General features: G+C 69.5%; 21 protein-coding genes. 6 read left to right on the top strand and 15 right to left on the bottom strand.

Annotated elements, in window-relative coordinates; translation table 11 throughout:
- Positions 1 to 180 precede the first annotated feature (180 nt).
- From QCN29_RS07190 to QCN29_RS07180, 3 genes are all read left to right on the top strand, one after another.
- Positions 181 to 534, top strand: coding sequence for a DUF317 domain-containing protein (locus QCN29_RS07190; RefSeq protein ID WP_279926868.1), 354 nt, complete (start codon positions 181 to 183; stop codon positions 532 to 534).
- A 105-nt stretch (positions 535 to 639) separates the two neighbouring features.
- Complete coding sequence (locus QCN29_RS07185; RefSeq protein WP_279926867.1) at positions 640 to 930, top strand: hypothetical protein; 291 nt, start codon at positions 640 to 642, stop codon at positions 928 to 930.
- A gap of 15 nt (positions 931 to 945) precedes the next feature.
- The gene (locus QCN29_RS07180; protein ID WP_279926866.1) at positions 946 to 1,767 is read left to right on the top strand and encodes a DUF317 domain-containing protein; all 822 of its coding nucleotides are present in this window, start codon (positions 946 to 948) and stop codon (positions 1,765 to 1,767) included.
- Positions 1,768 to 1,918: 151 nt separating this feature from the next.
- Here the strand turns inward: QCN29_RS07180 and QCN29_RS07175 are convergent, their stop codons facing one another.
- The 10 genes from QCN29_RS07175 to QCN29_RS07130 all read right to left on the bottom strand — a co-directional run bounded on the left by QCN29_RS07175 (position 1,919) and on the right by QCN29_RS07130 (position 11,117).
- Complete coding sequence (locus tag QCN29_RS07175) at positions 1,919 to 2,617, bottom strand: hypothetical protein (protein ID WP_279926865.1); 699 nt, start codon at positions 2,615 to 2,617, stop codon at positions 1,919 to 1,921.
- A gap of 79 nt (positions 2,618 to 2,696) precedes the next feature.
- Entirely contained in the window at positions 2,697 to 3,140 is a 444-nt protein-coding gene (locus QCN29_RS07170) for a hypothetical protein (RefSeq protein WP_279926956.1), read from the bottom strand.
- Positions 3,141 to 3,242: 102 nt separating this feature from the next.
- Positions 3,243 to 4,115 carry a DUF3800 domain-containing protein gene (locus QCN29_RS07165; RefSeq protein WP_279926864.1) on the bottom strand — a complete coding sequence of 291 codons (873 nt, stop codon included), beginning with the start codon at positions 4,113 to 4,115 and terminating at the stop codon, positions 3,243 to 3,245.
- Between the two features lie 151 nt (positions 4,116 to 4,266).
- A complete protein-coding gene (locus tag QCN29_RS07160; RefSeq protein WP_279926863.1) occupies positions 4,267 to 5,991 on the bottom strand; it encodes a relaxase/mobilization nuclease domain-containing protein in 1,725 nt (574 codons plus the stop codon).
- Positions 5,988 to 6,614, bottom strand: a complete 627-nt coding sequence (locus QCN29_RS07155; RefSeq protein WP_279926862.1) for a plasmid mobilization protein — start codon at positions 6,612 to 6,614, stop codon at positions 5,988 to 5,990. Before QCN29_RS07155 ends, QCN29_RS07160 begins: the two co-directional genes overlap by 4 nt.
- 316 nt (positions 6,615 to 6,930) lie before the next feature.
- Complete coding sequence (locus QCN29_RS07150; RefSeq protein WP_279926861.1) at positions 6,931 to 7,122, bottom strand: hypothetical protein; 192 nt, start codon at positions 7,120 to 7,122, stop codon at positions 6,931 to 6,933.
- Entirely contained in the window at positions 7,119 to 8,708 is a 1,590-nt protein-coding gene (locus QCN29_RS07145; protein WP_279926860.1) for a collagen-like domain-containing protein, read from the bottom strand. The genes QCN29_RS07150 and QCN29_RS07145 overlap by 4 nt, the downstream gene beginning before the upstream one ends.
- Positions 8,705 to 9,346: a WhiB family transcriptional regulator gene (locus tag QCN29_RS07140; RefSeq protein ID WP_279926859.1), complete on the bottom strand. Its 642-nt coding sequence runs from the start codon at positions 9,344 to 9,346 to the stop codon at positions 8,705 to 8,707. Before QCN29_RS07140 ends, QCN29_RS07145 begins: the two co-directional genes overlap by 4 nt.
- Positions 9,347 to 9,507: 161 nt before the next feature.
- Positions 9,508 to 10,224 (bottom strand): zinc finger domain-containing protein, encoded by a 717-nt coding sequence (locus QCN29_RS07135; protein WP_279926858.1) that lies wholly within the window; start codon positions 10,222 to 10,224, stop codon positions 9,508 to 9,510.
- A gap of 2 nt (positions 10,225 to 10,226) precedes the next feature.
- The gene (locus QCN29_RS07130; RefSeq protein ID WP_279926857.1) at positions 10,227 to 11,117 is read right to left on the bottom strand and encodes a helix-turn-helix domain-containing protein; all 891 of its coding nucleotides are present in this window, start codon (positions 11,115 to 11,117) and stop codon (positions 10,227 to 10,229) included.
- 983 nt (positions 11,118 to 12,100) lie between these two features.
- Here QCN29_RS07130 and QCN29_RS07125 point away from each other — a divergent pair.
- Positions 12,101 to 12,973: a helix-turn-helix transcriptional regulator gene (locus tag QCN29_RS07125; RefSeq protein WP_279926856.1), complete on the top strand. Its 873-nt coding sequence runs from the start codon at positions 12,101 to 12,103 to the stop codon at positions 12,971 to 12,973.
- Positions 12,974 to 13,152: 179 nt separating this feature from the next.
- Here the strand turns inward: QCN29_RS07125 and QCN29_RS07120 are convergent, their stop codons facing one another.
- From QCN29_RS07120 to QCN29_RS07110, 3 genes are all read right to left on the bottom strand, one after another.
- On the bottom strand, positions 13,153 to 13,782 hold the full coding sequence (locus QCN29_RS07120; RefSeq protein WP_215186876.1) for an HAD-IA family hydrolase: 630 nt from the start codon (positions 13,780 to 13,782) through the stop codon (positions 13,153 to 13,155).
- 261 nt (positions 13,783 to 14,043) lie between these two features.
- Complete coding sequence (locus QCN29_RS07115) at positions 14,044 to 15,285, bottom strand: MAB_1171c family putative transporter (RefSeq protein ID WP_279926855.1); 1,242 nt, start codon at positions 15,283 to 15,285, stop codon at positions 14,044 to 14,046.
- Positions 15,286 to 15,430: 145 nt separating this feature from the next.
- On the bottom strand, positions 15,431 to 15,952 hold the full coding sequence (locus QCN29_RS07110; protein ID WP_279926854.1) for a hypothetical protein: 522 nt from the start codon (positions 15,950 to 15,952) through the stop codon (positions 15,431 to 15,433).
- 479 nt (positions 15,953 to 16,431) lie between these two features.
- Here QCN29_RS07110 and ku point away from each other — a divergent pair, with 479 nt between their 5' ends.
- Complete coding sequence (gene ku, locus QCN29_RS07105) at positions 16,432 to 17,199, top strand: non-homologous end joining protein Ku (protein WP_279926853.1); 768 nt, start codon at positions 16,432 to 16,434, stop codon at positions 17,197 to 17,199.
- A gap of 286 nt (positions 17,200 to 17,485) precedes the next feature.
- A complete protein-coding gene (locus QCN29_RS07100) occupies positions 17,486 to 18,862 on the top strand; it encodes an IS1380 family transposase (RefSeq protein ID WP_279926852.1) in 1,377 nt (458 codons plus the stop codon).
- A 219-nt stretch (positions 18,863 to 19,081) separates the two neighbouring features.
- Here the strand turns inward: QCN29_RS07100 and QCN29_RS07095 are convergent, their stop codons facing one another.
- Both QCN29_RS07095 and hemC read right to left on the bottom strand, forming a co-directional pair.
- The gene (locus QCN29_RS07095; RefSeq protein WP_279926851.1) at positions 19,082 to 19,975 is read right to left on the bottom strand and encodes a hypothetical protein; all 894 of its coding nucleotides are present in this window, start codon (positions 19,973 to 19,975) and stop codon (positions 19,082 to 19,084) included.
- Positions 19,972 to 20,898, bottom strand: coding sequence for a hydroxymethylbilane synthase (gene hemC, locus QCN29_RS07090; RefSeq protein WP_279926850.1), 927 nt, complete (start codon positions 20,896 to 20,898; stop codon positions 19,972 to 19,974). The genes QCN29_RS07095 and hemC overlap by 4 nt, the downstream gene beginning before the upstream one ends.
- Positions 20,899 to 21,084: the final 186 nt, after the last annotated feature.

The raw sequence follows: 21,084 nt of genomic DNA, 5'->3' as shown, positions 1-21,084 counted from the left end.
CAGCCCATATGCAGATGGCGCTGGACTGTGAAGCGGAAGGTGAAGCCCCACAAGGGAGCGGAAGGCAACAGTTCGCCGGGGGCAGACAGGAAAGAGCGCGGAAAGACTGGCCAACGCGGGCGAGACCATGTCAACGTAGACGACCTTGTAAGAAACCCCAGGTCAAAGAGGTGATTGCCCGTGACCATGGCTCCCGTTGGACCCGGTTTCTCCACCACCATCGAAGCCCTGCGGCTACGCGAGTGGCAGCTCGGTCCTGGCCAGCCCATGCTCGTTATGGACCAGTTCTCCGCAGAGGACTTCAACCTCATCGTGGACGACCGTGCGGACGTGCACGTCAGCAGTAAGGACGGCCGGTTCTACCTGGGCTGGTTCCCGCTCGGTCGCCCCGGCACCGACGGCGAAGGATGGAAGATCGCCGTCACCGGCACAGCCAAGGTGCGCGGCTACCACCTGTCCTTCGACACCGAGACGCCGGCCGACATCGTCGCCGCTGCAGTGGCACGCGTGCTGGAGACCTCACGGCGGGTGTGACACCGCAGGGGGGCGGCCGAGTACCTCACCCGAGGGCGGCTGGCCGACTCCCGATGGAAGGCCCGTACCACCGCTCACCGTTTCCCCCACACAAGGAGGCTGTTCGTGACGCATCCGGAGATGACCGTTGACGAGCTCATCGACCTGCTGTCCGCCTGTGACCGGAGCGCTCCGGTTCGCCAGGCTATGAACCCGTTCTTCCCCATGGCGCATCGCCTCGCGCAGGTGGTGCAGTCCGTGGACGAAACCGGCCGGACCGTTGTCTACCTCACAGAGGGGCGGGACGAGGACGCCCAGCTCGGCCATCTGCCGCCCGAGGTCGCTGTCGCCCTTTCCTGGCAGGGCCCCGTCCAGGCACCACCGCGCCGCCCCCGCCGAACTGCCGGCGGCAAGTAGAACCGCACCGAGCCTTTGGAGGCGCCCCTGTACCCCGACTTTCCGCTCGACCCGTCCACCCCGCCCGGCGGCCTGCCCGCGTTCTGGGTCGGTCCCCGGCACCTGGCCGGTGACGACAAGCGCCTCTACGACACCGTCGCCGACACGCTCGCCGGCCTCGGCTGGACGAGCCTGACGATCGTCCGCGGTCGCCACGAGCCAGACGAAGCGGATGAGGACCGCCAGGTCCTGCGCAGCACCGTCCTGCACATCAGCCCCGACACCCTCCGGTGGGCCCAGTGGAGCCTGGCGGACGAGCCGTTCCACCTGGGGGATCTGCCGATCGCCTGGCAGATCTCCGCCCGCGCGGACACAAGCCGCCCGCTCGCTCAGTGGTCGGCGTACTTCACCCCCGACGTCCCCGGCGAGTCCGTGGCCGACTTCCTCGTCGCGCTCGATGCCCGCGACCAGCCCGCCGTGCCGATCGCCGGCCCCGAGCTGGTCCTCGACGCTGTCGCCGCACACGGCTGGCTGCGCGACATCGACCAGCCCCAGGCGGCGGCGACGGACCCGACGTTCACCTCGCACATCAGCCTCGGCGAGGTGCCGCCCCTCATCCAGGACGCCGATCCGCGCGCCCTGACCATCGAGGTCGACGAAGTGGGATCGGCTGGGTGGCAGGCGTGGGCCGAGCCCACGCTCGGCGCGTCATGCCTGTGGGCGGTGTCCTTCGGCGCCAGCGTCCCGCACGATCTCGTCGCGGCCTTTGCCGCCTCCCTCAGCTCGACCGCGCCGGTCCTGCGTCGGGTGCTGCCCGAGGCCACCCAAGAGCGGCTCCTGCGCGCGCCGGCCATCTAGCGCTCTGCGGCCCCCTTCCCCCCGACGTACACCAGCCCGGTCTCCCGAATGGAGGCCGGGCTTCTTGCTTCTCGGGTAGGGAACGCTTGTACGCGCAACGCGCTGCTGCCCCCGACCGCGGCGGTCGGGGGCAGCAGCATGTCCAGGCCGGTCAGCCGACTCTTTCCGCCTTGGCGAGAGCCTTCTCAAGGTGACGGTCGACGAGGGCCGGGGAGCCCGAGACGATCAGCAGCAGACTGCCGTCGCGGATCGCGGTCTGCTTCACCACGGTGCTTCGCCCTCCAGCGGAGAACGTCAGGAGTTGACTCCACTGCTCGTCCCCGAGCTGGTGGGGGGCGGGCAGCTTCTGCGAGGCCATGTCGATCGCAGTGCCGCCTGCGACGACCTGATAGGTGGGGCAGCCGGTCATGGCGTCGAAGATCCGGCCGATGCCGTAGGACAGCTTGTTCGCGCTGTCGCTGTACAGCTCCTCGGTGACCTGCGAGTTGCTGCCTCCGGTGTAGGTGAAGGTGGCCTTCGCCTTGTGCGGGAAGGTGAGCGAGCCGCCGGTTGCCGCATCGCCGCCCAGCTCGCTCAGGGCCGTACAGCCAACAACGGTTACGTCGTCGTGCCGTGACGGACGCTCTGGCTGGCGCAGGTAGCCGCTGCCGAGGTCGCTCTCGTCGAGCAGGCGCGTCTTCAGCGCGGCCGAGGAGAGCGGGGCGGCGTCCTGGTCGGCGCCGGCTGACTTTACCTGGGCGGAGGAAGCGGCGTCGGGCTTGGCCCCGGCGGTGCCGGTGGAGCAGGCCGGTAGGGCGAGCAGGGTGACGGCGGTGAGGCCGACGGCGGCGGTGGCGACGGGAACGCGCATGACGGAACTGACCCCTTGGTGCTAGGCGACGGGTGGTCAGTGCGGGCCCGCGGGCCTGGTGGGGTTGTAGGGGTGGGGGTCAGTGGCCGAGGTGGCGCAGGCAGTCCTCGAACGTGGCGTGCGTCGCGTCCGCCGGCCCTGCGCTCCGGTTGTACCAGGCCGTGTCGAGGCGCATCTCCTGCTGCTGGTGGCCGGCCCGGCAGCGCAGCCAGATCTGGTCGCGGGTGGAGAGGATGAGCCATTCCCGGTACGCGCCGCACGCGGCGCAGGCAACCATCTCACCGTCGAGGACGAGGGGCTGCGCCCAGGGCATCATGCGGCCGTCGAGCTGGTCGTGGCTGGGAACCCGTAGTTCCGGCGGAAGGAAGTCGTCCACCACGGCGGCCGGCTCGCTGTGATGCGGCTCGGCCGGCGGCCCCCCGACCCCTAGTGGGACCTGGTCCTGCAGCCGCGCCGACAGCTCGAAGAATCGGCGCTGCGCCTCGCTGGGCTCGTTAACCCGACGGCGTATCCGGTGAAACACCCTGACGTCCTCCCTTGCCTCTCCCTGCACGCGTCATGATCGTGCCCCCAAGCGAGGGGCGGCTTCAATTCACAAAGTCAACAGCCACGCACGAGGGGGTTATTACACGCTCCCTGGCCCCTTGGACTCGGGGGTCGGCAGGCCGTCGTGGTTCTGGAAGAGACGCCCTGGCTGGGAGAAGGGCGAGTCAGTCGGCCCGATGGCGTAAGCGATGCCGTTCTTGTAGTAGTCGGTCTCGCCAAGCACCCAGAAGTACAGGTCGATGAGGGGGTCTCGCGGGACGAGTGCGAGGCCGGAACCGCCAATGCGTCCGTAGGCGTTGCGGCGGGCGAGCGGCTTGAGCAGCTCAACGAGCTCCAAGCCGTTGGGTAGACCGGCGATGGCGGCGGTGGTCGCGGCAGTCACGAGGTCGGCGAGCTGCAGGTGCGGGACGTGATCGGATGGGGCGGTCACGATGGGCATCACCACGCGGTCCGGCTTCACGTAGGCGGTGCCGACCGTGGTGAGGTCCAGCGCCTCCGACAGCCACTTCGCGTGGTCCTTGCTGCCGCCGCCAGGTACGTCGGCGATTACGACGCCACGCTCGTCAGTGGTCTGCAGCTCCCTTTCGATTCGCTCGTATAGGTAGCCCAGGATCGTCGTGGCCACCTCCTTCTTATCCCAATCTGCTCGGCCCCGGTCCCAGATCACCACGGCCGTACGGACGCCGCACTGCCCCGCAATCTCCAGCATTCGGCGGCGCGCGCCCTTGACTACTTCACCGCCGGCGTTCGCCAGCCAGCTACCTTTGGACGGCTTCCACTTGAACTCCTCGCCGTCCGGCATGCCGATCTCGGACCGGAGCTCGTCGATCGCGCGGCTGTACACCACCATCTGATCCTCCGGGAACATGACGGCGCCCACCGACACGAGCTCGCCGAGGTGGTCCCGACGAGGGCGCTCCTGCCCGCTGTCGTCGATGAAGATCAGTTGCACTCGTTCTCTCCCGTCCCTGGCCGAGCCGCATCGGCCTGCGTCGCCCTCTTGGCGCGCGCATTCGGCTCAGGAGCGTACGACGGGCCCTGGCGGAAGGGAGCCGCGGGCCCTCGCCGATCTCGACCGCCAGCTGCTCCGTTCTCCGGAGGGTTTAGCGTATGTTGCTCACTGCCTCTTGGCCGCGATGACGGCCAGGTGAGACGGGGCGGGATGCGGCTCGGCGCTTCGCCTTGCCCTGATTGGGGACTCGGGAGGCATCGGCAGGCAGATCGGCCAGCCGCCGCAGCCGCCAGACCAACACGTCACTTACCGAGTCCGCGGTGTCGAGTTCCCGGCGTCCTACGGCCTCGGACAGAAGAGCGACTGGGTCATTGCCAGCGGCTTCGGCGTCCGTGATGGTCGCGGCCAGTGCGTACCAGCCGGGCTCGGCGAGGATCTGCTCGGCCAGCCCGGGCAGCGCCTCGCGCAGCAGCACCGTCTGCCGCTGGAGCAGCGCCCGGTTCAGGCGCCGCCCTCGCTGGTAGAGCACGCCGAGAGGCTGGGCGGCAGCCTCCTGGTAAGCGGAGCGCAGGTGCTCGGCGGCCTGACGGGCGGCGGCGGCCTGCTGCGCGTGGCCCTTCCTCGCGTGCCAGTGCACGGCGGCGGTGATCAGGAAGAACAGCATGTCGATCGCCATCGCGGTGCTCGCACCGTCCTCGCCGCGCCCAAGGGCGGGGCCGCCGTGGACGAGGTCGCGGGCCGCCTGCCGCAGTGCCCGGTCGTGTCCGCGTACGGCGCGGACGTGGGAGCGCGAGGCCCGTTCGAAGGCCGTTGCGGCGTCTCGCAGTTCGCGGCGGGTGTGGGCGGCGGACGTCTTCGCTAGGGCGTCCAGGACTTCGCCGGCCGCGGCGATGTGGGCGGCGGCGACCGCGTCCTCGCCGTGTTCGACGACGAGCACGGCCTGCCACGCGGCCGACGCCGTCCTGCGGCGGGCAGCGGCCGGACTGCCCCGCCACGTACGGACTGCATCCTCCTGCCGGCGAGCGGGGTCCTTCTGGGCGCCGCCGGACCAGCGCTCCCGGATGCGAGGCAGTGAGAGGTCGGGGGCGAGGCGCGCGCCGGGGTAGAACACCGGCTCGCCGTCCTTGTTCCGGTCGTCGGGAAGGGCGACCTTGTACCCGAGGAGGTCCCCGGAGGGCGCGACGCGCTTGCGGATCAGGAGGCCAGCAACGGCGAGCCGGTCGAAGAACTCCTCCTCGCTCGTCGCGCCGGCCACCGCCCGGCGTACCGTCTCGCGCAGTTCTTCGCGGGCAGTGCGCTCGCGACCCTGGCGTTCGGCTTTGTGGCGCTCGGCGCTGGTGGGCCGTTGAGCAGCTGTGCCGTCGCCGGGGGCGACCGCGTGGAGTCCGAGTTCCCGCTCGATGAGCCGGGCTTCGGCCTGGGCACGCGCGCCGGAGCGGTAGTCGTCGGGGCGACGGCCGTCCTCTCGTACGAGGGTGGCGACGATGTGGATGTGGTCGTCCGCGTGCCGTACGGCGGCCCAGCGGCAACCGGGCTGTCCGTCGCCGGGATCGATGCCGGTGGCGGCGACGATGCGGCGGGCGATGTCGGCCCACTCCTCGTCGGACAGGATCCGGTCGCGCGGATCGGCGCGGACGGAGGTGTGCCACACGTGCTTGGCTGGACGGGCGTGCTCGGCGAGGGCCATCACGGGCTGGTCGAGGAGCTGCTGGAGGTCCTTGAGGGTGGCGTTCGGGTCGCGGCCGGGGTCGGGCGACATGCCGTCGAAGGAGGCCACGAGATGGGGGTCGGTGTGTTCCTCGTGCTTTCCCGGGCCGTAGAGATAGGCCAGGAGCCCGATGGTCCGAGAGCCCGAGGAGTTGACGCTAGGGATCATGAGCCGCGGCGCTCGATCAGCCGTGCGGCGGCTTCGTGCGCGGTGTCGGCGGCACGCCGTACGGCGGCGACGGCCGCCTCGAGCTGGGGAGCGTCCGCACCGGAGTTGAGCGCCTTGACTGCCTGGTTGAGGTTGCTGCCGGCCCAGCCGAGCCGCCGCCGACTCTCGAACAGGGCTGTGATCACTTCGCGCTCGTCGGCGATTTCGGCGCTGGTGCGGTCGAGGTCGCGGGCGGCGGCGAGCGCGGAACGGGCGAGGAACCCGGCGACGGACAGGCTGCACCGGGCGGCGGCGGTTTTGATCAGGGCGAACTCTTCTTCGTTGAAACGTGTGTTGGGCTGGTGCAGACGCTTCTTCTCGGGCGGCTGGCGCGGACGCTGGCGGGCGCGAGCGGCGCTCTCTCGGTGGACGCGGCGATCGGTCTGCTTCTCCTCCTGCCCCGGCTTCGATCCGCCCTCGGTCGAAGACGGAAGGACCTGCGCCCCCCGGTGCAGGTCCTCTCCCGCCCCCTCGGGGGCGGGTTTGGCGGAAGCTACGCTTCCGCCCCAACTTGCTCGCCCTGAGACCGAGTTGAGGTCATGAGCAGGTTCCGGGGTGTTGCCGTTCTGGATCGGGTTCGTCATCGGGTTTCGGGCCTCGTTGAGCGGATGCGGTGCTGGATAGTGGCGGCCAGCTAGACGACGTCGGCCAGCCCGTTGAGGACGCGGACGGGTTCGTCGGGCTGGAACTGGACGAGCCACTGGCCGGTCGGGGAGGACTGCGGTGTACAGGAGGCGTCGGCGGACCAGGGTCCGCCCAGGCGCCGGCCTCGACGGTCGTTGGCTCGGATGAGCGTGGGGGACGCGGTATCACGGCCTGTCTCCTGGAGCGGGGCGGTGGCCCGGCGAGGAGCCGGACCACCTGTTTGCGGGTAGGGCCTTGAGCTGGGGTTTTGCCGGTTCAGCCGCACTCGGGGCAGCGCGCGACGTGACTGCTGAGCGCCCGGGCCATCCGGGCCTTCGTCGACGTGGCTTGCTTCGCGCTGGACTTCGCGGCCGGCCTGCCCACGTGCCGTTCGGAGTGGGCGATCATGTAGCCGATCTCCCGCTGGTACTCCGCACGGACGGTGTCGAACTGGTGGCAGGTCTTCATCGGGCGGTGCTCCTTGTCTTCGTGATGTCGTCGCTCCGCAGTTGCTGGAGGACGAGGCTCAGCCGGTCGTTCCGGCCGCCCCGGAGGCCCTCGCGTCGGAGGATCTCCCGCAGCTGAACCCGGGTGACGGACTCGTTGCCGTCCCGGGCGAGCAGCGCGGGGACGTGCGGGCGGACCTGCTGGACGAGCTGGTCCACCGACTGCTCCGGCTCGCGCGGCGGACGCTGCGTTTGTGGGCCGCCAGACAGGCCACTTCGCTTCCCCTTGCCCTTTGCCCTCGTAGTCGGCTTCCGGCGGAGGGGAACCCTGTGTCCCCGGTCCCCGGTGGGGTTGGTCCCCGTGTCGGTGTCGGTCGGTCCCCGGTCCCCGGTGGGGTTGGTCCCCGTGTCGGTGTCGGTCGGTCCCCGGTCCCCGGTGGGATCGGTCCCCGACTCGGCGCCCTCCGGTCCCCGATGGCAAACCTGGGCCTGACCAGGCACTTCGACCGCCGAGTAGCCGGGCCCCGGTCCCCGGTCCTCAGCGGGCTCGGTCCCCGGTCCCCGGTCCCCAGCGGGCTCGGTCCCTGCGTCCCCGCTCTCGGTCCCCGCGTCATGTTCCTTGGTCCCGGGGACCGGTCCCCCTTCCTCGCGCGGTCCCCGGTCCCCGATCAGTGCGGCGGGACGGCAGGGACCGGTTGAGGGGACCGCCGCGTTCGGCGCCTGCGGCGAGGGGACCGTGGCCGCCGTGGCACTCCCGTGTGGCGGGGACCAGGGGGAGGGGAGCGGGACCGTGGCCAGCGCGAGGGCGTGCCGGCGGGCGGCGAGCTGGTCGAGGAGCTGCGCGCGCTGGAGGGGATCGGTGCCGACCGATGCCCTGCCGAGGGCCTTCGACAGCCGCCGGGTGAGGCGTCGGCCGCGCCAGCTCTGCTGCTGCTCGGGCGTGCGCTCCGCGAGCCGGGCGGCGAGGGCGACCGCACGGGTGGTGGCCCGGTCACGGGTGATCTGCGCGGCGTCGCGGTCCCGGGCGGCGATGCCGAGGCGGGACAGCAGGCGTTCGCGTGCCTCCCGACCCAATGTGGCAATCAACCCGCGGGACGCGGCGCCCGGCGTGCGCAGGCGCAGTTCGATGCCCATGGCGAGGTGCCACAGCATCGCCGCCATGATCGGGCCGACGAAGGCGCGGACGGTGCCGCCGACCGGGCCGCTCTCGGCGAAGGCGGGGATCACCTGTACCCCGGTGATCACCCAGACCAGCGTGCCGGGCAGGCCGGGCGCGCCCTGGGTGGCCAGGTTCTGCCGGGCCATCAGCGCGGTCGCGAAGAGAGCGAGTTCGGCTGCGGCGAACATGGCGACGCGTTCGGCGGTGCCGGCCATGTCGAGGTAGTCGGCGGCGAAGCGCCAGCTCGTGTCCGCGCTGTAGGCGGTGCAGCCGAGCGCGGCGAGCGCGGCGACCTTGACCGCCGGGCTGCCGAGACGTTTCTGCGGGCGGGTGTCCCGGCGCCGGATCGCCCAAGCGGTCAGCATCAGGACGAGGGCGGCGGGCACGCCGATCGCGAGGAGGAGAGGCAGGTCCGTAGCGGCACCGAGGGACAGGACGGGGTGGGTCATGCTGCCTTTCCGAGAGGGGCGTGCACAGAGGTCGAGGCCACCGGACGGCTCACCGGCTGCCGTGTGCCGGGCTGGGCGGGCGCAGGGCCGCCTGCGGTCGGGGCGGCCTTCTTCCGCTTCTTCCTTTGCCGGGGCACGCCGCAGGTGCGGTCGCGGTCGAGGATCTTGTTGGCGGCCTGCCGGAGCAGGTCCCGGGCGTGCTTGTGACTGATCTGCAGCGCGGCGGCGAGCCGGGCCGGTCGCCAGCCGCGGACGTAGGCGTGATCGATCACGACCTGACGCTCGGCCTCGGTCAGGTGCACGTCGCGGCCGTTGAAGAAGGCGATGACGCGGCTGTAGTCGAGGCGCTGGGGCAGCCCGTCGTGCCAGGGGCGCCGCTCCGCCTCGGTGAGCCCGCCCCAGACGCCCTCCTTGAGGACGTTCTCCAGGGCGTAGTTCAGGCAGTCGCGACGTACCGGGCACCAGCCGCACAGCTCCTTCGCCTCGGCGATGGCCTCGTGGTCCCGGGGGAGGGGGAAGAACACGGCGTCGGCGTCCTCGGGGTCCATCCCGTGGCACACACCGCGGCTTTGCCAGCTGGTGTCGCCGATGCCGCGCAGGCCGGTGGGTGGCGCGTCGTGGGTGGTGATGTGGCGCAAGGGGGTCTCCGATGTGCTGCCGCGTTGGCCGGGCGGGGCCGGTGCTGGGGCGGACGCGGCGTCGGGTGCCGGCTGCGGCGCAGGGAGGTGCGCCGCAGCCGAGGCGGGACGGTGGTGTGGTGGCGGTGCACCGGATGGGATGCACCGGCCTTGCGCGCCGGTCAGGCCATCGCGGGCTGGCGGACCTGTTCGGTCTGCTGGGGCTGCTGTGCGGCGGCGAGGTCGAGGCGGCCGGGGTGCGGGGTGGCGCGCGGGGCAGTTCCGCGTGCTCCGCCGTCGGGGCCGACCCTTCGGCGGCGGCACGGCTCACCGGGCTGGGCCAGGCACCACTCGCAGCGAACGCTCAGGGCGTCCGGCTGCCCCTGGGCGACGGCGGCCTCGCGCGCGGCTCGGGCGGGCCGGTAGGGCGCGAGGGCGGCTCGAGCGGCGGGCGGTATGCAGGAGCCGATCTCCCGCAGCCGCGCCTTCAGCCTCGGATCGATGCCGTCGCGACCGCTGGTGATCGCCCTGGCCTGCGCGGGCTGCGCGATGCCGGCGGCGACGGCGCGGCGGGCTCCGACCAGCTCGGCGGTCCAGGCGGCCTGGTCGTCCGGGTCGACGGACGGCGTGGGGTCGGAGTGCCGGGCCAGGCGGTCGCGCCGGTAGCTCTCCCAGGGACGGGCCACGTCCGCGGGCAGGATCTGGTACGGCGAGGTGCGGATGTGCTGGCGGGCGGCGACGCGGGCGTCCCAGCCGTGCGGGGTAGCCATCGGTACGTCGCCGAGCAGCTCGTGCCACTGGGCGAGCTGGTCGCGGGCCTCGCCCTGGTCGGTGCGGATGGTGCGGGGGTCGAGTCGGCCGATGTAGGCCAGCAGAGCTGCGATTTCGCGACGGTCCACGGTCAGCCCTCCGTTCCGGTCGGCTCGTCGAGGGCGGCGAGAAGGGCGGCCGTGTGGGCCTCGGCCCGCGTCATGCCGCCCGGCGCTGCGGAAGCTCCGCCGGGCACGGCGTAGAGCTTCGGGCGGCTGGGGGCGTGCTCTCGGGCGATCCAGGAGCGCCAGTCGGCAGCCCAGGCAGCAGCTGGCCGCGGCTTGAAGTCGGCCCGGTGGGCCCGCCACTTCGCGTCGGCCGCTTGCACGCCCTGTTCGCCGAGGCGGTCGAGGTGTCCCTGCTGTCGGGCCCAGGTGTGGGTGGCTGGGTCGACCTGCCACTCGGCAGCGGAGAGGACGGCAGCACCACTGCTGTACCTCCGGTTCAAATCCGGTTCACTACGGTTCTGTATGCCGGTTTCCGGTACATCGCTGTGCCGGTTTCCGGTACGCCGAGGTGCCGGTTTCCGTCGGGACCTGCCGGGTTCCGCTACTGCCGGTTTCCGGACCCTGGCGGGGGATTCCGGCACCTCACGCGGGCGGATGCCGTACTGCCGCAGGACCGAGAGCCGCAGGGTCAGGCCCTCCTCCGGATCGTCCGTCGGCGCCTGGTCGCCGTCCTCCTCCAGCTCCCTCTTGGCTCGGGCCACGGCCTTCGCGGCGAGGGGCAGACGGTAGACCGTGCTGCGCTGCGGGCCTGTGAGGTCGTCGAGCTGCTCCAGCTCGTCGGCGTCGACCAGCCGGTCGATGGCTTCGCGCACCGTGGAGACGGAGGCGCGCGTGCGCTTGGCCAGGCTGGACAGCGAGGCCCAGGAGACGCACTGCTCGTCGGCCACCCGATCGGCGATCGACAGCAGGACCAGGCGCGCCGTTCCGCGACTGGCGCTGTGCTCCCACACCCACTCGCGGGCGTCGCTGCTCATCGGCCGCTCCCGGTGGCGGGGCGGGGCCGGCGGTTCGCCGGGGCCGGGATGGTGGGCTCCGGCTCGGGGCACCGAGGCGCCGAGGCGGAGGTGGCTGCCGCGCAGGCCAGGCGGAAGGGCCTTTTGCGCAGGGCAGGAGGCATGCGATACTCCTCGTTGCAGTGTTGCCACGCTGATGCGCCCCTCGGAAGGACTCAGCGTGGTGATGGTGGGCAACCTCCGCCCTTGCCGGGGCGGACATGCCATTTAGCGTTCGGCGTCCGGGAGTTCCGCTCTCGGACGCCGTCGCTGTATGCGGACTTACAGGCCGATGCTGCTGCTCTCCTTACGTCCGTTGTGCCGGGCAGTGCGCCCGGGGGACGACGAACATACGCACGGACCCGTGTCAAGATCCAGAGTTGGTTCTTAAACTCTGTACTGGTTGCAGAGGGTGACGGGGAGGCCCGCTTCTGCGCTTGCCAGGGAGTGCCGACTCGTGCCGTGTCCGCCTGAGAGTTGCCGCTTTCGGCGGGGTGGCATCTTCTTGTTCTCCCGGAAACGCCGTCCGCCGGGTGATCGCGGGTGCGCTTGCGTGTTGTACGCCTACAGCTCGCGTACGTGAATCGCCCCACGCCCCTATTTAGGCCATGTGGGACCTCTATAAGACTGGCTGCTTTCGTCCACTCTGCCAGGTGATTCGGCACTGGACTGGACGGCTGCGAGCAATCAGGCAGCACCCGCGCGGTTGGGGTAGGGCAGGCCCGAATCCTCGGTGCAGTCGCCGGCAACGGCTGGGTACCGAATTCTGCGGCGCGTGCGCAGGCGGCGACGGCGACGCAGCATGCATGGAGGGTCCTTCCTGTGGCTGGCACCATAGGGAGCTGGAGCCGGCCAGCAGGTGCGATACGGAAACGTACGCCACTTGCGGAAATGTATCAAGCCTGGGGTACAGTTGCTCCAGAGGACGCCCCCACCGGCCCGATCGCCACCCTGCAGGAGTTCATGTGCCACGTCAGTTCGACGGCAGCCGCGTACGTGCTGTCAGGCGGGGCAAGGACCTCCTTCAGCAGGAATTGGCAGAGATGGTGGGCGTCAGCGCTCCCACGGTCGCGCGATGGGAGAGCGGCCAAGACTTCCCCAAGGGCGAGAAGCTTCCCCTAATTGCAGCGGCGCTCGGTGAGTCGCTTGATGTCCTTTTCCCCCACGACGGTCCGCCGGACCTGCAGCTCCTGCGCTGCGACGCTGGCCTCAGCGTCGCGCAGGCCGCTGCGATCATCGGCGCGAGCCGCGTGCCGGTGAACAACGCCGAATCCGGCCGACGCCGGCTCAGTGATGCTTACGTGCTGCCGCTCGCACAGGCGTACAAGGTGTCCAAAGAGGAATTGCTGGCCGCTCAGGACTGCTCGTTCGGGCTTCGCCCCGAAGGCTCGCGTGACAAGCAGGCGTCAGCACCTCGCACGGTCGGGGAGAAGATCAACTATCTCCTGCAACACGGGTACGTTGGTCAGGAAGCGCCCTCTGATGAGGAAATCGCGCGGCTCGTAAATGAGCATGCGGGCGTGGCGGCCGTCACGGCCGACGACATCGCAGCCCTTCGCACGGGTGCCACAACGGAGGCTTCCGATGTGCTGCGTGCCGGCCTAGCCCAGGCCCTCCAGGTCGACGCGGCCCTCTTCCAGGACGATGCCGAGGTCAACCCTGCGGCCCGCGAATTCCTGGAGGCACTCCGCTTCCTCGGCTCGATTCACCGAGGGCAGATCCTCGGCCTGGCTGCCCGCGGCAACAGCGCGGGCCTGTCTGCCGAAATGATGGCCCACATCAACGAGCTCGTCGGAGAGTTGAAGCACAAGCTGCCAGGGGTGCAGGACGGGGAGTGACGCCCCCGGCGAGAACTCCTCGCGGGGCTTGGTGTCTCAGGCGACAACAGCGAAGGGACTACGGCGATGCCCCCTTACTGGGGGCAATCGCCGTAGTCCCTTCGCTGTTCCCGACCCGGCACTCCAAATGCTCAGCTCCGACATCGAGACCGATCGGACCGCCGAGCGGCCGGCGCCGGCTAAGAGGCAGTGAGGTCCACGCCGAGCAGCTCGGAAAGAGTGGCGACCGTCTTCCGGGGGTCCTGGTTGTGAACCCCGGCGAGGCCGAGCTGCTCCGCTGCCCGGACATATCCCTCGGTGTCGTCGACGAAGACGCACTCCTCGGCCGGCAGATCCATGAGCTTGAGCGTGATCTCGAAGAGCTCGGGGTCAGGCTTGCGCAGCAGGTGCTGCTCGGAGATCACCACGACGTCGTACAGCCGCTCAAGCTCGAAGCCGTCGTACAGGTCCCAAGGCGTCAAGCCCACGGAGTTGGACAGGATGCCCACCTTGATCCCGGCTCGCCTCGCTGCGGCAGCGGCATTGATCATCAGCGGCTCGGGGCGGAGGTCGCCGAAGATGCGGCCCATCAGGTTGTCAGCCGGCACGCCCAGCATCTTGCCGGCGAACTCGTTCCACTCGGTCTGGGAGACCGCTCCGCGCTCAAGGTCACTGGTGATCCGGACGCCCTCCTCGTTCTTGTACAGGGCCGTGAGGCAGGCGCCCTGCGGAAGACCCTCGCGCTGCTCGAAGGCGAGCACTGCGGGCAGCAGCGGAGTCGTGAGAACGCCTCCGAAATCGAGGATGAGGCCGGTGCGGCGGTTGGACATGCGAGAACTCCAGATTGCTGAGATTTCGGACGCCCATCCAGACCGGATAGCGTCACGGCCCGGCTATGTGTGGCGACGGGAGTGGCTGTGCGTCGCAGGCCAGGGTCACTTACGGGGCGGAGCAAGACCTATCAGTCCGCATGCCCACGATACCAGCCCACTTCATGCAGCAGATGGTGCCAAATCTCACTTGGCAGCACGCATTCAAGATCGCCATGTTGCCTGGTTGCAGACGTCGGGCAATGAGTCCGAACCGAGAAATTAAGTATTTCTACCTGGTTCGGATTCCGCCTCTGTGGAGTACACAAGTAGCTCCCGAGCTTGATCCGTGGTGATGTGCGAGTAAGCCGTGCTGACTCGTGCTAGCCACGCCGCTTCACTATCGGTGTCAACGAACGGTTTGGCCCTCAAGCTGGCAGCGGCGTGCGGATTGGCTGGCACGGTGTCAGCGGCCTGGAGCGCGGCCTTAATCCAGTACGCTTCCGCAGCCGGCTCAGGGTCGGGGAGTGAGGCAGTGATGTCCTCGGCGGCGAACATCAAGTCCCGCGGAGCGTAATAGCGGAGCTTTTCGCAAGCGTCAGCAATGTCCTGAGTCCATCGGTCCAGGCGAACATCGATCGGAACGCGTATATGCATGAATTCAGCGAGGCGCCGTCCTGGTGGATACAGGCTCGTCCCGGGGAAAGCCTCCACCAGGTCAAACCAGAGAGGGTAAGTCCTGTAAAGTGTGCGCAAAGTCTTCCATCGGGCCACCACCGTGCGGGTGGTGGGGATGCTCGCTCCTACGGCAACGATCAGGAAGAGCACGTTCATCCATATCGATGTGGCGTCTACAAGGAGCTGCACCGTGGAAGCGCTGAGGGGGAACGCGACGGCAGCCCAAACGATGGTGATACGGGCCACCGTGTGGGTAAGTCCCATCCACATCGAAAGCCCCATCAAGCCCAGCCCGACACGCATGCTTCTACACTCGGCCTGTCGCGCCGCCCTCGTCCACTGGTAGCCGCAAACCGCAGTCGTGATGAGCGGGAAGAAGTAGAACACGGTCATGTAGACCGCGACCCCCCATTGCCCAGCGTGGTCGATGAGGAAGTTTTGGCTCGGCGTGTCCCGGTCCACCACGGTGAAAAACAGGACCGTGAGCAGAATGACGCCTATTGCCCCCGTTTTATATGACGCGCGGGCGATCCAGCGGGAGACCGCCACGTGCCGGGGGACGACTGTCTCCGAGCTCTTCCCGTAGCTGGTGGCGACGTAGGTCAGGGACGCGATGATCGCTGCAGTACTGGCGAAGTGCCTGAGTAGGGCGCTCAGGTCCACGATGGGAATGCGATCCACCGCATCCATTGCTGCTGGCGTGTAGAGCCACAGAGCTACGGCGAATCCCGCATAGCCGCCCCAGAGCGCCCGGCGGTGAGCGTCACCGTACCGAACTGCAGGGAATCGCCATACGGCGATGACGGTCATCACGGCCGCAGTAAGGTATTTGATGTAGTCGAACACGATCCAGTGGGTATCTACGCCGGCTGCGCGTTTGCCGAGCCGAAAATTCGGCTGACCGCAGCATTGATTGCCAGGTGGGCTGCGCTATGTGGCGGAAGTCGTAGGGCCGGGCAACGTACCTCGGCGGTCGCCAGTCGGATCGCGATTAGATTCGGCGCCGCGGTGGGGCGGCGACTGGGTGAGAAAGTGAATGCTCCAGGAGGCTGACCATGTCATCTCCCGTGAACGAATGGCGGCGTGCCAGCCGCTTTATCAACGAGGCCGAAAGTTCGGCCTGCTTTTCCTCGGGACTGCCGAAATTTACGCGCCCTTGGATCAGCGTAGACGGGAAACGTCGAAGGACTTCCTGGCGAATGCGGTCAGGCACGTATCGCTCGATCTCGGCCTCTGTCAGGGAGGTCCCGTGGTTGAGCCATTCGTGCGCGAGCTCATGGAGAATTATGTGTTCGGTTTGATTGCGAGTTGAACGGCGGCGATAGAGGATAATTGTGACCTCCGGCGCTTTGACCCGAAGGCCGCATGCTGTGCCCAGGCCGCCGTCGGGATCATCCAGTGGCACTAGCCGAATCTGGCGGCCCAACGCGCCCTCCATGTTCCGTACCAGCGCCTCGACGCTGAAGGGAGCGGGTATAGGGAGATCGGCGAGCAGTCTCTCGCATTCCTTCACGAGTGCGCGCCGTGAAGGGTCTCTACGCCATCGCATGGTCGCTCCATTGAAATGCTACTGAGGTGTTCGCTGTCAGCCCCCATCCCGATACTCATACGCGGGGGCGCTAGTAGCCAGGAGCTTGTGCTTGAGGCATGCGGTGATTCGGCCGACACGCCCTGGCAACAGATCGTACAAGGCGGGAAGCATGATCCATGCGGACGGGCGTGTTGTGAAGGTCACCCGGGCGCCAGAAGTCTCACATTCTGGATTCCAAGATCGAAATTAGGTGACGGCGTCTTAATGGATCTTTGAATGCAATCGCCGGCCTTTACCGCCTGCGGCGGCCGACCGAATGCAAGGCGCTGGTGTCCGCGCGCTACCCGGTGCGCTGGCACGACGCCCCCCGTACGAGCCCGTCCCAAAGCGGCCCTGCGGCCCGCTCCGCCCGGCGGCGTGGGTGAGATGCACCGCAACCAGCGGCGATGGACGCTGGAGGCATGAAGGCCATCTGGTCAGGCACGATCACCTTCGGGCTCGTGGCGCTGCCCGTACGGCTGTACACCGCCACGGAGGAGCACCACGTGCGCCTGCGGGAAATCCACACCGCAGACGCCAGCCGGGTGCGCCACCGGCGGGTGTGCGAGGTTGAAGATCGTGAGATCCCATACGAGGAGGTCGGCCGCGGTTGGGAGATGCCCGACGGCCGCCTGGTGCCGCTGACCGATGACGACCTGGAACGCCTCCCACTGGCGACCAGGCACGTGGTCGACATGATGGGCTTCGTGCCCAGCCAGGACGTCGACCCGATCCTCTACAGCAAGCCGTACTACGTCGGCTCCGGTGCCCCGGCAGCCGACCGTCCGTACGCGCTGCTGGTGGAGGCGCTCGCCCGCACCGGGTACGTGGGCGTGTGCAAGATTGCTGTCCGCTCTAGGGAGCGGCTCGCCGTGCTCCGACCGCGCCACGGGCTGCTGATCTGCCAGAGCCTGCTGTGGCCTGAGGAGGTGCGCGACCCTGGAGACCTCACCTCATCCGCGCCTGTCACGGACCGGGAGCTGCAGCTCGCCGAGGTGTTGGTGCGGGAGCTCACGGGCATCGAAGTCGGCGAGCTGCATGACGAGTACCGGCACGCGCTGGAAGAACTGGTCAGCGCCAAGGTGTCGGGGGGAGAGATCGCCGCCCCGCCTGAGCCTGAGCCGGCGGTGGACCTGATGGCCGCGCTGGAGGCGAGCGTACGGACGGCGCGGGCCGCGCAGCGGGACTGATGGCCGAGCGCATCACCGTAAGCAGGACGCCGTCTGATCGCCCGTCGAAGCCGGCGACCTCGGGTACGGGTACTCGCTGGCCGACCGAGAACAGTGGTCCGCGCCCTGGGGCGCGCGCCGTACGGCTCGAGCGGCTAGGTGGTCGCTGCGCTCCCGTCTTCTAACCTCGCGCTTTCATGAAGCGGGCTGTCCGACGGGTGGTCAGGTATGCGAAAAGTGCCTCTGACCAGCAAGAATGAGGATTGTCGAGGTCCTTGTTCCTGCCACCGTCGGAGGCACTTCCCAGGTGAAGAAGCGTATCGGGTCCTATCCACGGGTCCGCATCGAGGGCGGTGGCCGTGGGGTGGTGTCCCAGGCCGGGGCCGTGCTGCTGGTCGAGACCGTCCGCAAGGCCGAGCTGGATCAGGCGATATCGACGGCGCTTGCGCCGTGGCGGCGGCCGCGGGCGGTGCACGATCCGGGGAAGATCCTGCTGGACGTGGCCCTCGCGGTCGCGCTGGGCGGGGACTGCCTCGCGGATGTCGGGACGCTGCGGGCCGAGCCCGGCGTGTTCGGGCCGGTGGCCTCCGACCCGACGGTCTCCCGGCTCGTCGACGCTCTCGCCGCAGCTGGGCCGAAGGCCCTGTCCGCGATACGGGCCGCTCGGGCCGAAGCGCGTGAGCGCGTCTGGAAACTGGCCGGTACTGCGGCGCCGGATGCCGCGGGGCAGGTGATCGTGGACCTGGACGGGGTACTCGTGCTGGCCCACTCCGAGAAGCAGGACGCCACCGCGACCTGGAAGAAGACCTTCGGACACCACCCCCTGATGGGGTTCGTCGATCACGGAAGCGGCGGGAGCGGTGAGCCGGTGGCCGGCCTGCTCAGACCGGGCAACGCAGGCAGCAACACCGCCGCCGACCACGTCACCACGGCCCAACTCGCCCTGGCCCAGCTACCGAAGAAGTACCGGCGTGGACGCCAGACACTGATCCGCACCGACTCCGCAGGCGGCACCCACGAGTTCGTCGCCTGGCTCGCCCAGCGGGGCAGGTGGCTGTCGTACTCGGTCGGCATGACCGTCACCGACGCCATCCACCAGGCCGTACTCAAGGTTCCCGCCCCGGCCTGGACGGCAGCGATCGAGCCCGGCGGCGACATCCGGGACGGGGCCTGGGTCGCCGAGATCAACGGCGACTGCCTCAAGGGCTGGCCGAAGGGAATGCGGCTGATCGTGCGGAAGGAACGGCCACACCCCGGCGCCCAGTTGCGGATCACCGACGCTGACGGACTGCGGCTGACCTGCTTCGCCACCAACACGGCGGACGTTCCGATCGCGGCACTGGAGCTGCGACACCGCCAGCGAGCCCGAGCCGAGGACCGCATCCGGGCCGCGCGGGCCACCGGCCTGCGCAACCTGCCCCTGCACGACACTGCGCAGAACCAGATCTGGCTGGAGATCGTCCAGCTCGCCCTGGACCTGCTGGCCTGGATGCCGATGCTCGCTCTGACCGGCGAAATCCGCAGGTGGGAGCCCCGCCGTCTCCGGTTCCGCCTTCTCTCCGCCGCCGCCCAGATCGTCACGACCGCCCGCCGCCGGCACCTGAGGTTCGCACGCCACTGGCCCTGGACCGACGTGATCACCGACGCCCTGGCACGGCTCGAAGCTCTCCCGAACCCTGGCTGACCAGTACGTTCCCGTCCCTGCGAGCAGCATCACCCCGACCGGAGCCGTGGAACCCGGCGCCCACCCGACGCGACAGCCGGGCCATCAGCGTGCCCACCACCGACCCGAACAACCGAAACGGCCCGCCGAAGAAACCGACGGACCGTCACGAAAGATCGAGGCTAATGCGTCTCCGGATCGGAGCCTGCGGTCGCGGCCTTATCGGCCCGTACCAGGTGTTCATGAGGTCGTATCTGGCACGGGCATGCCGGTCAGTTGTTGGGCGTGCCGCGCTAAATGCGGGGCGAGTTCTGGGTGGCCGCCGCGTCCGACGACCTGGAGGAGTTGGGCGAGCGCCACGAGTTCACCGGTTTTGCCCGCCGGTGTGGAGAGGACGTGGACGAACCGAGCCCGGATGCGCTCGGCGGTCGCCGGGGTGGTCAGGCTGTACGCATGCAGGAGGCCGATGTCGTAGCCGACGGGCAGTCTCCCCCAGCCCTCCCAGTCGAGGATGACCAGCGGCGCGCTTGTGAGGTTGGCCCAGTGCAGGTCGCCGTGCCCCGTCGTCCAGTCCGTGATCCGGATCGCCGGGATGCCCAGGAAGCGGGCGAAGTTCCGGTCAACCCACTGCTGGCGCACAGCCTGTCGCTCGGTGGCGACGGTCGCGATGGCGGCGAGGGCGGCCCGCAGGTCGGCCCACCAAGCGTCGGGCAGCTCCAGCTCCGAATGGAGGACGGGCCCGCCCGTCTGGAGAGCCGGCAGGGACACGTACTCGGTCAACTCCGCGCGGTACGCCTGGCCGCCTGCGGACCAGTCCAGCAGGTCGTGCAGCCGCGGGCGGGGTACCGAGCGCGGAAGCGCAGCGTCGGCGGCGGCCGTTCCCTCCCACAGGCGACCACCGCGCTTGTCCTCCGGTACGGAGAGAAGACGGAGCCACCAGCGGCCGGCTCGGCGGCCGATGGTGCGACCCTGCCACCCCCAGACTTCCGGCCCGGTGGCCTCCACGCCGAACTTCCGGGCCGCAGCCGCGTGCGCCCTCCGCATCCGCACCTGGTCGTTGTGTTGGCTCGGCGGAACGAACACCGCCGTGCGCTCCGCGGCCTTGCCGCTCCCCGACGCCGTCGCGCCGCTCATGGCCGCACTCCCAGGAGTCGGGCGGCGCCGGCGTCCAGCAGCTGCTCTCCCGCCCGGCGTCCGACACCCCTGGGGTCGGCTGCGGGGCCGCTCGTGACGGTGCGAAGGGGTGCACCGCCGTCTGGGTTGAGGACGACCGCGTACACGGTGACGCACTCGTGTTCCTCGTCGAGAGTGGCGTGGACGGAAGCGGCGGTCAGGCAGCCGCCCCGCAGGGCGGCGAGGGCGGCGCGTTCGGCGTCCAGGAGGACCCGCGTCTGGGAGTGGGTGAGCGGGGCGAGGAGCCGGCTGGTGGTGGGGTCGTCGGCGCGGTGCTCGATGACGACGATCCCGGCGCCTGCAGCGGGCAGCCACACCGTGGGGTCCAGGATCTGTGAGGCGCGGTCCGCGAGGCCGAGGCGCCGGAGTCCGGCAAGGGCGGCGATCATCGCGTCCGCGCCCAAGGTCCCGGTGTCGAGTGCGTTCATCCTGGTGTCGGCGTTCCCACGGATCGGTACGGGGATCAACTGCGGGTGCAGGGCCTTGAGTAGGGCAGCCCGGCGGGGTGCGCTCGTGCCGATGCGGGTGCCGGGTGGCAGGGTGTCCAGAGTGGCGGGTGGGCGCCCGACGGGCAGGACGAGAACGTCGCGGACGTCCTCGCGGGGCAGGACCGCTCCAACCGTGATCCCGGGGGCCCGGTCGTGAGGGCCGGGGATGTCCTTCGCGCAGGCGATGGTGGCCTCGACCCGGCCGTCGAGAAGGTGCTCGTCGGCCCGGCGGGTGAACGCGCCCTTTCCGCCGATCTCGGCCAGCGGGCCTCGGTGCTGGTCACCTTGGGAAGTGATCCTGAAGATCTTGAGGTCGATGTGCGGGTGCAGGGACCGGAAGGCCGTCTCGACCCGGCTGGTCTGCTCCATGGCCATGGGGCTGGGCCGGGTACCCATCCGAAACTGGATGGTGGTCGTGCTGGGTGTCATCGCGGATCGCTTTCAGGCGGAAGGGCTGAGGGGGAGTCGGCGTGGTGGCACGGACCCTGGCGGTGCGAGGCGACTCCCGCTTCCCGAGCCGTAGTTGTGAGGCTGTGCCGCAACTGATCTGGGTCGGGATGGGCGAACCGTATGGTGCGTGGC

The organism is Streptomyces chengmaiensis, from assembly GCF_029846775.1.
GTDB lineage: Bacteria > Actinomycetota > Actinomycetes > Streptomycetales > Streptomycetaceae > Streptomyces > Streptomyces chengmaiensis.
The sequence above is the reverse complement of the archived record's forward strand: the minus strand, read 5'-3'. Positions and strand labels throughout refer to the sequence as shown.

What these genes read in the sequence shown, in the direction of transcription:
- QCN29_RS07150 (WP_279926861.1), bottom strand. Translation starts at nt 7,122, where the DNA reads ATGAAGACCTGCCACCAGTTCGACACCGTCCGTGCGGAGTACCAGCGG.
- QCN29_RS07160 (WP_279926863.1), bottom strand. Translation starts at nt 5,991, where the DNA reads ATGATCCCTAGCGTCAACTCCTCGGGCTCTCGGACCATCGGGCTCCTG.
- QCN29_RS07175 (WP_279926865.1), bottom strand. Translation starts at nt 2,617, where the DNA reads ATGCGCGTTCCCGTCGCCACCGCCGCCGTCGGCCTCACCGCCGTCACC.
- QCN29_RS07095 (WP_279926851.1), bottom strand. Translation starts at nt 19,975, where the DNA reads ATGAGCGGCGCGACGGCGTCGGGGAGCGGCAAGGCCGCGGAGCGCACG.
- QCN29_RS07130 (WP_279926857.1), bottom strand. Translation starts at nt 11,117, where the DNA reads ATGAGCAGCGACGCCCGCGAGTGGGTGTGGGAGCACAGCGCCAGTCGC.
- QCN29_RS07145 (WP_279926860.1), bottom strand. Translation starts at nt 8,708, where the DNA reads ATGACCCACCCCGTCCTGTCCCTCGGTGCCGCTACGGACCTGCCTCTC.
- hemC (WP_279926850.1), bottom strand. Translation starts at nt 20,898, where the DNA reads ATGGGTACCCGGCCCAGCCCCATGGCCATGGAGCAGACCAGCCGGGTC.
- QCN29_RS07155 (WP_279926862.1), bottom strand. Translation starts at nt 6,614, where the DNA reads ATGACGAACCCGATCCAGAACGGCAACACCCCGGAACCTGCTCATGAC.
- QCN29_RS07120 (WP_215186876.1), bottom strand. Translation starts at nt 13,782, where the DNA reads ATGTCCAACCGCCGCACCGGCCTCATCCTCGATTTCGGAGGCGTTCTC.
- ku (WP_279926853.1), top strand. Translation starts at nt 16,432, where the DNA reads ATGAAGGCCATCTGGTCAGGCACGATCACCTTCGGGCTCGTGGCGCTG.